Genomic DNA, 13,102 nt, shown 5'->3' with positions numbered 1-13,102 from the left:
AACGTCTCGACATGCTGTCAGAGACGTTTTTCCCGCGGTTCCACTCTGCTTAACCGGCCCCTCCGGGATCGGACAGGCACCGGTTCCCTCATTCCCGGATAACGGCTTTCCGTTCGGCCCTACTTTGGTTTCAGGCCGACAGCTCCAGGGTGCACTTCCAGATTGTCCCGCCAGGCTGCTTCCACCTGTTCAGCCCTCTCTGAAGACGGACGAACAACCTGTACTCTCCCTTTCCTCGCCTTTACATGATGTGTTTGTCGTCATCTTATTTTCCCGCATTGGCCGTTTGGCTGTCAAGTATTTGCTGCAAGCGCGCGGCCACCCGCTCCTTGCCGAGCAGCTGAATCGTCACCGGCAGGTCCGGACCTTGGGTCAGTCCCGTGACGGCCGCCCGGATCGGCATAAACAACTGCTTGCCTTTGAAGCCGGTCTCCTTTTGGACCTCTTTCAGCCACTGTTTGACGGTCTCGGCCTCCAGCCGGCTCGCCGCCTTCACCTTCTGCAAAAAGGCAGACAAAACCGCCGGCACCTGCTCTCCCTCCAGCACCTCCAGCGCCTCCGGCGTGTACTGGACCGTTTCCTCGAAAAACATCCCGCTCAGCGAAACAATTTCAGCCGCATAATGCATCTGCTCCTGGTAAAGGCCGACCAGTGCGCGAACCCACTGCTCCTGTTCCGGCGTGCGTTGCTTGGGCAGCCTTCCCGCCTTCTCGAGATGGGGCACCGCCAATGACACCACCCGCTCCAGGTCGGCCCGCTTGAGGTATTGGTTGTTCATCCAGGCCAGTTTCTGCGTGTCGAACACAGCCGGACTTTTGGAGACGCGGGAAAGGGAGAATTGGCGAATGAGTTCCTCTTTCGAGAAGATCTCCTCTTCCCCCTCCGGCGCCCAGCCCAGCAAGACCAGAAAATTTAGGATGGCTTCCGGCAGGTACCCCAGCTCCCGGTATTGCTCGATAAACTGAATGATCGTCTCATCCCGTTTGCTCATCTTCTGCCGTCTTTCATTAAAAATGAGCGAGACGTGCGCAAATGCCGGCACTTCCCAGCCCAGCGCCTGATAGATCAGCACCTGGCGTGGCGTGTTGGACAGATGTTCCTCGCCGCGGATGACGTGCGTAATCTCCATCAGGTGATCATCGATCACAACAGCCAGATTGTACACAGGAATGCCGTCCGGCCTGACGATCACAAAATCGCCGATGTCATTGGTGTGAAAGCGCACTTCGCCCCGCACTTCATCCCGGATCAGAATCCACTCATCTTCCGGCACGCGAAAACGAATCGAGGGCTTGCGGCCTTCTGCTTCCAGCCGTCTTCGCTCCGCATCGCTGAGATGACGGCAGCGGCCATTGTACCGGGGCATCTCACCGGCTGCCTGTTGCTGTTCGCGAACCGCCTGCAACTCCTCTTCCGTACAGTAGCAAGGGTAAGCCTTTCCCTCGTCCAGCAGTTGTTGAACGTAAGGCCGGTATAAATGAAGCCGTTCCATGGACCGGTACGGCCCATACGGTCCCCCGATATCCACCGACTCATCCCAGTCAATCCCCAGCCAGCGCAAGCCTTCCAGTTGGGTTTGCTCGGCATTGGCCACATTCCGCTCCTGATCCGTGTCCTCAAAACGGATAATAAAAGCCCCACCCCTGTTTCGGGCAAACAGCCAGTTAAACAGGGCCGTCCTGGCCCCGCCAATATGGAGGTGTCCCGTCGGACTGGGGGCATAACGCACCCGAACCTTTTTCATCTTGCATCCTCCTTGTCTACCAACAGGACCACCGCCTGCGCGGCGATCCCTTCTCCCCTGCCGACAAATCCCAGGGACTCCGTCGTCGTCGCCTTGATATTGATCTGAGACTGGCTAGCCTCCAGCAACCGGGCCAGATTGGCCCGCATCTGCGGCAGATAAGGCGCCATCTTCGGCGCCTGGGCAATAATGGTGGCATCCATATTCCCTAACCTGTATCCCCGCTCCCGGGCCAGCGCCCAGACATGCGCAAGCAGCAAGCCGCTGTCCGCCCCTTCAAACCGCGGATCGGTGTCGGGAAAATGCCGGCCGATATCCCCTTCTCCCAACGCGCCAAGCACGGCATCCGCCACCGCGTGGTACAGCACGTCGGCGTCGGAATGGCCGAGCAGCCCTTTCGCATAGGGGATCTCGACGCCGCCGATGATACACTTCCTCCCAGCGGCCCATTGATGCACGTCAAAGCCGATTCCGATCCTCATCGGCCGCTCCCCTCCGTTGTTCCAAAATCCACTCTGCCAGTTGCATATCCTGCGGGACGGTCAATTTGATGTTCGCTTCATCGCCGCGAATCACAGCCACCGGGTAGCCAGTCTGTTCCACGACCGATGCGTCATCCGTGTACAGACAGGACCTCCTTCGGAGGGCCTGCGCATACGCCTGCACCAGGCGCTCGGTGCGAAAACCCTGGGGAGTCTGAGCCACCCACAGCTGTCCCCGGTCGGGAGTATGTACGATCACGCCCCTGTCGTTCACCTGTTTGATGGTTTCCTTGACCGGGATGGCCGGGATGGCTGCCTCCGTTTCCACCGCTTTGGCCAAGACGTCGAGAATCAGCCAACGGGGTGTGAGCGGCCGGGCGCCATCGTGCACCAAAACATACGGGCAGGCGACCGCCTGCAAGCCCCGCCAGACGCTCTCCATCCGCTCCGAACCGCCGTAAACAAGGCGAAGGGGGATCTTCATCCCCCTTTGTCGCAGGATCGGTTCCAGCGCTGGTTCATCCTGCTCGGCAATCACCAGCACCACTTCCCCAACCCCGGGTATCCCTTCAAACAGGCGCAACGTATGAGACAATACCGGCTCTCCCGCCAGCGGGAGCAGCAATTTATTCCGTCCTGCGCCCATCCGCCGGCCCTGGCCCGCAGCGACAATCAGGGCACTGGCCTCCATGCCATCTCCTCCCGTCCGCCATGCTGACAGCCCTTCCATCTCTTTCCCTATTGCATGATACCACAGGTCAGGGAGGAATCACAGTACCCGTTCCAATACCTTCGGCTTGGCAAAAATCATCCGTCCGGCCGAGGTTTGCAAGACGCTGGTCACCAGCACGTCGATATGGTTCCCAATATAATCCTTGCCGCCTTCCACCACAATCATGGTGCCGTCATCCAGGTAGGCCACGCCCTGGCCATGTTCCTTGCCGTCCTTGATCACCTGCACGGTAAGCTCCTCGCCGGGCAGCACGACCGGCTTGACAGCATTGGCCAGATCGTTGATATTTAACACAGGCACACCTTGCAACTCACACACCTTGTTCAGGTTGAAATCATTGGTCACCACTTTGCCGTTCAACAACTTGGCCAGTTTGATCAACTTGCTGTCCACTTCCTGGATATCGTCGAAGTCTTTCTCATAGATGAGCACACGGACATGCAGTTCCTTCTGGATTTGATTGAGAATATCCAGTCCCCGGCGACCACGGTTTCGCTTGAGGATATCCGAAGAATCGGCGATATGGCGCAACTCCTCAAGGACAAAGGAGGGGATGACCAACGTTCCTTCCAGAAAGCCTGTCCGGCAAATGTCGGCAATCCGTCCGTCAATAATCACACTCGTATCCAGAATTTTATGTTCAAATCGTGGCGTCTGCTCCTTCCTTCCTTTCTCCCTTGTTTCTCTGGCTGCCTCTCTGATCGCTTTCGACGAGCTGAACAGACCCACAATTTCATCCCGCTTTTTGTAACCCACACGGAAACCAAGATACCCCAGAATCACCGTCAAGAGAATGGGCAACACCTGTCCCAGAATCGGAATGCTGGACACCGACAGCACCATCAGAAAGGCCACCAGCAAACCGACAATCAGACCCAGACCGCCAAACATCAAGTCCACCGCCGGGATTTTGACGAGGCTTTCTTCCCCTCGCTTCAGCCATCTCAGGACATGTCTGATTAACCAATGATTGAATAAGAGCATGAGTAAAGCACCCACACCGGCACCGACATATTCAGGAGCTGGCATCATCCCGAAGTTGAACAGCGTGTTCGCCCAAAGGAAAAATGGCGGTCCCAAAAAGTAGCCTACAGTTCCACCCACCAATGCCAAAATGACCTGGATCAAACGTTTGAACATGACTTCACCTCCTATCTCCATTATTCACTTTTTTTCCAATCTAAAACCATGCCAGGAGGAAATGACACTGGGGGTGCTGCCAGTTCGTGGGTTGTGGCTACTGTCAGGCTACCATAGGAGAAAGTTGAATGTCAATAAATAAAATTATATTCTATCTCAAATGGTTGTCTACGTCAACAAAAAAACACGATTTTTCCCGATTTTTGACGAATGGTTGTCCCGGCTAGATGTGACGATCGATGAGCACCTGTTCCTGAATGCGCTTGAGGCCTTCTTTGATCGCCCTGGCTCTGACCTCTCCCACCCCTTCCACCTCGTCCAGCTCCTCAATCGTCGCCGTCAAGACCTGCGACAGCGTCTGAAAATAAGCAACCAGGTTGGTCACGATGGCATAGGGAAGCCGGGGGATTTTGTGCAGGATGCGGTATCCGCGCGGGTAGACCGGTTCCTCCAGCGTGCTGCCGGTAAACGGATAGCCCAGCATTTTGATGATGGTATTCAGATCGAAAAGTTCATCACCGCTCTGCTTGCTCATTTCGGCCAGGATGTTTTTGGGGTCCTGCTCCTTTTCATCCACCACGTAATCGCGGATGAGAAGATAAGCCTCCTCCTCGATGTTGTGAACCAACTCGTCCAGTTGCATGCTGATCAAGCGGCCCTCGGAGCCCAGTTCGTTGATGTAATTGAGGATCTCCTGCTTAATCCGCAAGACCATTTGGATCCGCTGCAGGACGACCGCCACTTCGTAAAGCGTGACCATTTCCTCAAATTCCAGGGCGCTGAGATTGGTCAGGGATTGATCGAGGACGGACTTGTACTTCTCCAGCGTCTGGATCGCCTGATTGGCCTTGGCCAGGATCACGCCGATATCTTTCAGGGTGTAGCGCAGGTTCCCCTTGTAAAGGGTGATGATATGCCGGCGTTGGGAGATGGAGATGACCAACTTGCCAGTCTGCTTGGCCACCCGCTCGGCCGTCCTGTGGCGGGTGCCCGTCTCCAGGGTGGGAATGGAGGGGTCCGGATTGAGCTGGGTATTGGCATAGAGGATCCGCTTTCCGTCCTCACTGAGGATGATGGCCCCGTCCATTTTGGCCAGTTCATACAAATAGGCAGGCGAAAAATCAGCATTGATGGAAAATCCTCCATCCACAATCGCCATCACTTCCGGGCTGTAACCGACGACAATCAGTCCCCCTGTTTTCGCCCTCAGCACATTCTCCAGCCCCTCCCGGAAAGAGGTTCCCGGTGCCACAAAGCGCAAGATTTCACTTAACCGTTCTTGGTGCTTCCCGTCTTTCAAGCGTCTACCCCCCTAGGACTGCTTCCATCGCATCATGGATCGTCTTGACTTCCTGCACATCCAAATTTTCGGGAATATTCAGCTGACGTTTGCCATGAGCAGGCACAAACACGCGACGAAAGCCCAATTTTTGCGCCTCATATAATCGCTGTTCAAGGCGTGTGACGCCCCTCACCTCGCCGGTCAGCCCCACCTCGCCGATCACCACCGTATGAGGCGAAACGGGCTGATCGCGAAAACTGGAGGCCAGCGCGATGGCGATGCCCAAATCGATGGCCGGTTCGTTGATTTTGATGCCGCCGGCCACATTGACATAAGCGTCCGATTGTTGCATGAACAGGCCGGCCCGTTTTTCAAGCACCGCAATCAAAAGCGCGACCCGGTTGGCATCCACTCCCGTGGCCATCCGTTTAGGCGTCACAAAGCTGGTCGGCGCCACCAACGCCTGCACTTCAACCAAAACGGGCCGCGTACCCTCCAGGCTGGCGACGACCACCGATCCGGCCACGCCTTGTGGCCGTTCCGCCAAAAACATCTCAGACGGGTTGCCCACCTCGACCAGGCCATGTTCTTTCATTTCAAACACGCCGATCTCATGTGTCGAACCGAACCGGTTCTTCACTCCTCGCAAGATGCGATACGTGTAATGACGCTCTCCTTCAAAGTAGAGCACCGTATCGACCATGTGTTCCAGAAGGCGCGGTCCCGCCAGATCTCCCTGCTTGGTCACGTGACCGACGATGAGGGTGGGTATCCCCTTGGATTTGGCCACCTGCATCAGCAGGCCGGTCGACTGGCGAACCTGGGCGACGCTCCCAGGCGCCGATGTCAGGGCAGGATCATAGACCGTCTGGATGGAATCGATGACGAGCAGCGCGGGCTGGAGTTCCTCCGCCTCACGGAGAATTTGCTGCATGTTGGTCTCCGCCAGCACGTAAATCCGATCAGACAAGGCGCCGAGCCGCTGGGCGCGCAGGCGGGTCTGCAGGACAGACTCCTCCCCCGTGACATAAAGAACGAGGTGGCCGCGCTGCGCCACCTGTTGCGAAAGCTGGAGAAGCAGCGTCGATTTCCCGATTCCAGGATCCCCGCCCAGCAGGACGAGTGAACCGGGAACCAACCCGCCTCCCAACACGCGGTTCAATTCCTCCATCCCCGTATCCAGCCTGCTTTCCTGTTTGAGAGCTACTTTCGTCATGGGAACAGGGCGGGATGAGGTCTGCGTGGGGAAAACATGTGGCGGCGAGGCGCTGGATACTTCCTCAATCAGCGTGTTCCACTGGCCGCAGCCCGGACATTTTCCAAGCCACTTTACTGCAGTATATCCACAAGAATGGCAGACATACTGGCGTTTGCTCTTTGACATTCGATTGCCCCTTTTTAGGCTCCTAGCCTCTCTATTCAATTTTAATGTATCATGCAGGCTGGCAAAACAAAAGATCCCGGCGCCGTGGCCAGCGTCGGGAGCCAATGATACAGTGAGGTTTTCAGATTCATGAAGTGATACAGTGTGGTTTTCAGATTCATGAAGCGGAGTCTTCAGATTCACGAAGCAGGTTGCGGAGAAGCCGCAGCTTTCTCCACGACCAGCTGCCCGTCCTGCACGTCGATCTTGACCGTATCCCCTTTTTGAACGGTGCCCTTCAGGATCTCTTCGGACAACTTATCCTCAATGTTTTTCTGTATGGCACGGCGCAGCGGGCGGGCGCCATAATTGGGGTCAAACCCTTCCTTGACCAGGAAGTTTAAGGCCTCCTCGGTCAGATAGAAGTCGATATCCTGTTCCTTGAGCCGTTTGCGCAATTCCTCTGCCATCAGGGAAGCGATCTGGCGGATATGCTCCTGATCCAGAGCGTGAAACACGATCACCTCATCGATCCGGTTCAAAAACTCCGGCCGGAAGGTCCGGCGCAACTCTTCCATCACACGATCGCGCATGTTCTCGTATTCCTGATTGGCCCCTGTCGCGAAACCAAGTTTCTTGTTGCTGCGAATCGTCTCTGCGCCGACGTTGGAGGTCATGATCACCACGGTGTTGCGGAAGTCGACCGTCCGCCCCTTGGAGTCGGTCAACCGGCCATCCTCCAGCAATTGCAGGAGGATATTGAACACTTCCGGATGGGCCTTTTCCACTTCATCCAGCAGGACGACCGAATACGGGCGGCGCCGCACCTTTTCCGTCAATTGCCCGCCTTCGTCATACCCCACATAGCCGGGAGGGGCGCCTACCAGGCGGGACGTCGAGTGTTTCTCCATGTACTCCGACATGTCGATGCGGATCATCGCATCCTCGTCACCAAAGAGCGCCTCCGCCAGCGCGCGGGCCAATTCCGTTTTACCGACGCCTGTCGGCCCGAGGAAGATGAACGAACCGATCGGCCGCTTCGGATCTTTCAGTCCGGCGCGGGAACGGCGGATGGCCCGGGCGACCGCCTTGACCGCCTCATCCTGGCCAATCACCCGCTCATGCAGGATTTTCTCCATGTTCAACAGGCGCTCCGACTCATCCTCGGCCAACTTCTTGACCGGGATGCCGGTCCAGCTGGCAACGATTTCCGCGATGTCATCGCCGGTGACTTCAGAGTCGGTTTGCCCCTGTTGTTCCTTCCACTTGCTTTTGGTCTCTTCCAGCTCTTCCCGCAGCCGTTGCTCCTTGTCGCGCAACGCGGCCGCCTTTTCAAACTCCTGGCTCTGGACCGCCGCCTCCTTCTCCTTGCGCACGGCCTCTACCTGTTGCTCCAGCTCTTTCAGGTTCGGCGGAACCGTAAAGGAACGCAGACGCACACGGGAAGCCGCCTCGTCGATCAGGTCGATCGCCTTGTCCGGCAGGAAGCGATCGGCGATGTACCGGTCAGACAACTTGACTGCCTGTTCAATGGCCTCATCGGTAATTTTTACCCGGTGATGCGCCTCGTAGCGATCCCGCAGCCCTTTCAAAATCTGTATCGCTTCCTCCGGTGTCGGCTGTTCCACCAAAATCGGCTGAAACCGCCGCTCCAGCGCCGCATCCTTCTCGATGTACTTGCGATATTCATCCAGCGTCGTCGCGCCAATGCACTGCAATTCGCCGCGGGCCAAGGCCGGCTTCAGAATGTTGGAGGCATCGATCGCCCCTTCGGCTCCGCCGGCACCGATGAGCGTGTGAAGCTCATCGATAAACAGGATGATGTTTCCTGCCTGCCGGATTTCGTCCATGATCTTCTTCAATCGATCCTCAAATTCGCCGCGGTACTTGGTTCCCGCCACCACGGTTCCCATATCCAGCGTCATCACCCGCTTGTTGCGCAGGATCTCCGGAATTTCGTTGTCGACGATCCGCTGCGCCAAACCTTCCGCGATGGCGGTCTTGCCGACGCCAGGCTCGCCAATCAGCACCGGGTTGTTTTTCGTCCGGCGGCTCAATACCTGAATGACGCGTTCGATCTCCTTCTCGCGGCCGACCACCGGATCCAGATTCCCCTCACGGGCGATGGCGGTCAGGTCACGCGCCAGGCTGTCCAGGGTAGGCGTGCTGACCGCGCCAACCCCGCCAGCCTGATGGGCCGCCATCGTCTCACTGCTGCCGAGCAGCTGCAGCACCTGCTGGCGGGCCTTGTTCAGCGACACGCCGAGATTGTTCAACACCCGGGCGGCCACGCCCTCCCCTTCCCGGATCAACCCGAGCAAAATATGTTCGGTGCCTACATAAGTATGCCCCAGTTTGCGCGCCTCGTCCATCGACAGTTCGATCACCTTTTTGGCGCGCGGGGTGTAGGTGATGGCCGCAGCCTGGCCGTCTCCCCTGCCGATCAGCGACTCGACTTCGGTTCGAATCTTGTCCAGGCTCAGGCCCAAGCCCTGCAGCGCACGGGCAGCAATCCCTTCTTCCTCACGGATTAACCCGAGCAGGATATGTTCCGTTCCCGTGTTATGGTGCCCCAAACGGACCGCTTCTTCCTGGGCCAGTGCCAACACTTTCTGGGCTCGTTCGGTAAACCTTCCAAACATCATCACTGATACACCTCCATATGAGTCTTTCTGATTCGGATATTTTTTCCCTTGATGAGACGCTATATTTGCGAGAGATGCTACATTTGCGAACCTCCGTCTTGATGTGCCAAGTGTCCAAAGTCCAAGTGCGCCATGTATCCAAATGTTTCATGTATCACTTACAACAACAGTCCAACATCGGTCCCTGCGCTAACCCCGATGCTTAGCCAGCCAATTCCTGATCATCTGGGCACGCACCACATCCCGCTCCTCTCCGGACAACGTCCGTCCCGCCATCTGCTGCAAAAATCCGGGCTGTGTCTTAATTAACAGTTCACTCATAATATTGGCCGGCACATCCCGAATCAATCCCAAATCAATGCCCAGCTTGACATCGGAGAGACGTTGGGCCGCCTCCTTGGAGTCGATGATCCGCGCATGGGACAGGATGCCAAGCGAACGGAAAACCCGGTTCTCCAACTGGACCCTGGATTGTTGCAAAAGGTGCTGGCGCGCAGCCCGTTCCTGGCTGACGATCTGGCTGACGACGCGGTGGATGTTGTCGATGATTTCCTCTTCCGTCAAACCCAGGGTAATTTGGTTCGAAATCTGGAAAAGGTTTCCCTGCGCTTCACTGCCTTCCCCGTAAATGCCGCGGACCACCAGCCCCACCTTGGAAATGGCCGACAGGATCCGGTTGATCTGCTGTGACAAAATCAACCCGGGAAGGTGAATCATGACCGAACCCCGAATGCCTGTACCGACATTGGTCGGACAGCTGGTGAGATAACCCCACTTCTCGTCAAAAGCGTAGACAAGCGACTGCTCCAGCAGATCATCGATTTTCGTCGCCAGCTGCAACGCCTGCCGCAGCTGCAAGCCGGGAAAGAGACACTGGATCCGCAAGTGATCCTCTTCATTGATCATGATGCTGATCGACTCATTCTCCGACAGGATGACGCCCCCATAACGGGATTCCTCGGCCAAGGCCGGACTGAGCAGATGCTTTTCCACCAGAACCCGTTTCTCCAGTGGCGTCAATTGTTCCATCGGGATCATCTCAAAACGCCCGTAGGCATCCCATCCGGGCTGGTGAATGGCCTGCGCAACCCTGTCTCTCAGTTCCCTGGCCTGACTATCCGTGGACAGAATCGGGAAAGGAAACTGCGCCAGGTTGCGGGCCAGCCGCACCCGGCTGGACAAAATGATGTCCGCTTCCGGACCCTCGCCGCGCATCCATTCACTGGATATTTCATTGACGAATCGATGATAAGACATCTTTTTTGCCCCCCTCTTCGCGGCTAAGCGTTCAGGCGTTGTTCCAACATCCGGATCTGATCGCGCAGCTTCGCGGCCTCTTCAAACTCTTCCCTGCTTACCGCCTGCTGCAGGCGTGCTTTTAGTTCAGCCAATTGTTTCTTCAGTTTCAAGTGGCCGCCTGTACGTTGGGGAACCTTGCCGATGTGCCGTGTACTCCCGTGAATCCGGCGAAACAGCGGATCGAGATGGTTGCCAAAAAAACGGTAACACTCGCTGCAACCAAAACGGCCGATTTTTGTGAACTGTTGATACGTCATGCCGCAATGTTCACATCGCACAGGCCCTTGTCCAGGCATGACCGTAGAAGGGGATGGGTCAAAGTTCATCAACCCGGACAACAGTTGATGGATCGAGAAGTTGCCGTAATTCAGCAACGCATCTCCCTTTTCCTTCGCACACGCATCACAAAGATGGACTTCGGTTTTCTCGCCATTGACAATCTTGGTAAAATGCAAGGAGGCCGGCTGTTGTCCACATTCCTGACAAATCATCATCAAGTACCCCTTTCAAAAAAGATCACCTGCAGCATGTGCTTCATCAAGTTGGCTCGGACAACATCCCGCAGTGACGGAGCAAAAGGGTAAAGACTCCTGTCCACCGCCACGCGCATCAATGCTGCCTCACGTGACGTAATCTTTTCCTCCTCCAGGAGCTGGGTAATGATATCTTCCGCCGCCGATTGCGACAGACTGTCCTTGATCAATTCGAGAATCCGGCGGTAATACGCCTCATCATTTTTGGGGATGTTCACTTTCCGGATACGGATATATCCTCCCCCTCCCCGCTTGCTTTCAACCAAATACCCCTTTTCAAGGGTAAAACGCGTGCTGATCACATAATTGATCTGTGAAGGCACACATTGAAACAACTCTGCAAGATGACTGCGTTGCACCTCAACCATTCCCGCCTGTTGAATGCTTCGCTTCAAGTGTTCCTCAATGATATCGGAAATATTTCGCATGATGCACTCACCTGTCCATCGTAGGAGACCGATTCCTTTACTGACTTTGACTATCTTTGACTTTAATTGTAGTATACGCTTTTTGGTCGGTCATGTCAATCTCTGCCTTTTTGAAAATTTTGTGGACGCTCGCCGTCCGGGCATGTCAGATTTCTGTATGAACGATCTCAATCGACAATGCCTTGGTGAGATCCACTTCGTAAGGCGGAATGGCCCGCCGTTCGGCATCCTCAAAAACACGGACAATCGGCCGGTGCGGAGTGGACGTGTTGTTGTCCACAACAACGCCCCTTTCCCCGGTATTCAACGTAACGGTTAAACCGACTGGATAAAGGACAATCGAATTGCGAAAAGTGGTCAGGTATTGCGTATCAAACTTGCTGCCGGAGCCCGCATACAGCATTTCCATGACATGATCGGGCAACATCGCCTGCCGGTACACCCGGCTTGTCGTCATCGCGTCGTACACATCGGCAATCGCGACGATTTTGGCGTATTCGTGAATCTCGTCGCCTTTCAAAGCGCGGGGGTAGCCGGAACCATCCAGGCGCTCGTGATGCTGGAGCGCCACATGCGCGCTCAACAAGGAAAAACAAGACTCTTGACGCAGGATGTCATAGCCGTAAATGGTGTGACGCTTCACTTCTTCATACTCAGCCTCGGTCAGTTTTCCGGGCTTGTTGACGATCTCCCGGGGTATGCAAAGCTTGCCGATGTCATGCAGAAAGCTGCCCATCGCCATCTCAAACACCCGCTGCTTGCTGTACTGATGCTGAATGGCGATGATCATCGCGTAAACGCCGACTTGGTAAGAGTGTTTGTACAAATAGGCGTCATATGTATAGATTTGATTTAGCCGAATCATCGTCTGCTTGTGCCGGATGATTTCACGGTAAACGTGTTCAAAGATCTCCTCTAACTCCCGATACATTTTGCTCCAAGAGACACACTTTTGAACGGAATGCAGGTGTTCATGAAACAAGTGCCTGATTTTAGCCACGGCCGAGGTGCAAATCTCGTCAGGAATTGTCGGTTCTTCCTGCAAATCAGCGAACATCGGATCTTGAATGTACACATAAGATATCCCGTATTGCTTTAATCGATCGATGATCCTGTCCGTCAGCTCCACTCCTTGAGCGAGAAGCACTCTTCCATCCACAGAATAGATGGATTTTGCCAGGCGCATTCCCGGAAAACACTTGTCTAATGCAATCATTCGCATGCCGTCTGCCCCTTTTACTCAGTGAGAATGTGCCATATGGTTTATCATATCACCTTATCACACTTTTGCCAAAAAATAGTTTTCACTTTGAAAAGTGATTTTCCAACCGAAAAAGTGACGCTGTAACCAAAATAAAAAGCCCATGGACCTGTATCGTCCATGGGCTTTTTGTACGGGATATTGACCGGCTGCCTGGCAACGTCCTACTCTCCCAGGGGCTCCCGCCCCAAG

At 55.4% G+C, this 13,102-nt stretch carries 11 protein-coding genes; all 11 read right to left on the bottom strand.

All coding sequences use genetic code 11. The annotated features are described in order from the left end of the window. Positions 1-265: 265 nt before the first annotated feature. The 11 genes from BAA01_03385 to BAA01_03335 all read right to left on the bottom strand — a co-directional run bounded on the left by BAA01_03385 (position 266) and on the right by BAA01_03335 (position 12,871). Positions 266-1,744 (bottom strand): glutamate--tRNA ligase, encoded by a 1,479-nt coding sequence (locus BAA01_03385; GenBank protein OUM89104.1) that lies wholly within the window; start codon positions 1,742-1,744, stop codon positions 266-268. Then, complete coding sequence (locus tag BAA01_03380; GenBank protein ID OUM89103.1) at positions 1,741-2,226, bottom strand: 2-C-methyl-D-erythritol 2,4-cyclodiphosphate synthase; 486 nt, start codon at positions 2,224-2,226, stop codon at positions 1,741-1,743. Before BAA01_03380 ends, BAA01_03385 begins: the two co-directional genes overlap by 4 nt. Beyond that, positions 2,204-2,917, bottom strand: a complete 714-nt coding sequence (locus tag BAA01_03375) for a 2-C-methyl-D-erythritol 4-phosphate cytidylyltransferase (protein ID OUM89102.1) — start codon at positions 2,915-2,917, stop codon at positions 2,204-2,206. The genes BAA01_03380 and BAA01_03375 overlap by 23 nt, the downstream gene beginning before the upstream one ends. A 78-nt stretch (positions 2,918-2,995) precedes the next feature. After that, entirely contained in the window at positions 2,996-4,099 is a 1,104-nt protein-coding gene (locus BAA01_03370) for a hypothetical protein (protein ID OUM89101.1), read from the bottom strand. Between the two features lie 223 nt (positions 4,100-4,322). After that, positions 4,323-5,399 carry a DNA integrity scanning protein DisA gene (locus BAA01_03365; protein ID OUM89100.1) on the bottom strand — a complete coding sequence of 359 codons (1,077 nt, stop codon included), beginning with the start codon at positions 5,397-5,399 and terminating at the stop codon, positions 4,323-4,325. Positions 5,400-5,403: 4 nt separating this feature from the next. Then, the gene (locus tag BAA01_03360; GenBank protein OUM89099.1) at positions 5,404-6,765 is read right to left on the bottom strand and encodes a DNA repair protein RadA; all 1,362 of its coding nucleotides are present in this window, start codon (positions 6,763-6,765) and stop codon (positions 5,404-5,406) included. 179 nt (positions 6,766-6,944) lie between these two features. Continuing rightward, on the bottom strand, positions 6,945-9,389 hold the full coding sequence (locus tag BAA01_03355; protein ID OUM89098.1) for an ATP-dependent Clp protease ATP-binding subunit ClpC: 2,445 nt from the start codon (positions 9,387-9,389) through the stop codon (positions 6,945-6,947). 189 nt (positions 9,390-9,578) lie between these two features. Then, entirely contained in the window at positions 9,579-10,646 is a 1,068-nt protein-coding gene (locus BAA01_03350; GenBank protein OUM89097.1) for a protein arginine kinase, read from the bottom strand. A gap of 23 nt (positions 10,647-10,669) precedes the next feature. Then, complete coding sequence (locus BAA01_03345) at positions 10,670-11,179, bottom strand: hypothetical protein (protein ID OUM89096.1); 510 nt, start codon at positions 11,177-11,179, stop codon at positions 10,670-10,672. 2 nt (positions 11,180-11,181) lie between these two features. Next, the gene (locus BAA01_03340) at positions 11,182-11,649 is read right to left on the bottom strand and encodes a transcriptional regulator (protein OUM89095.1); all 468 of its coding nucleotides are present in this window, start codon (positions 11,647-11,649) and stop codon (positions 11,182-11,184) included. A gap of 145 nt (positions 11,650-11,794) precedes the next feature. Beyond that, positions 11,795-12,871 carry a hypothetical protein gene (locus BAA01_03335; protein OUM89094.1) on the bottom strand — a complete coding sequence of 359 codons (1,077 nt, stop codon included), beginning with the start codon at positions 12,869-12,871 and terminating at the stop codon, positions 11,795-11,797. Positions 12,872-13,102: the final 231 nt, after the last annotated feature.

This window comes from Bacillus thermozeamaize, assembly GCA_002159075.1.
GTDB classification, from domain to species: domain Bacteria; phylum Bacillota; class Bacilli; order ZCTH02-B2; family ZCTH02-B2; genus Bacillus_BB; species Bacillus_BB thermozeamaize.
This window is presented reverse-complemented; position numbering and strand designations above follow the sequence as displayed.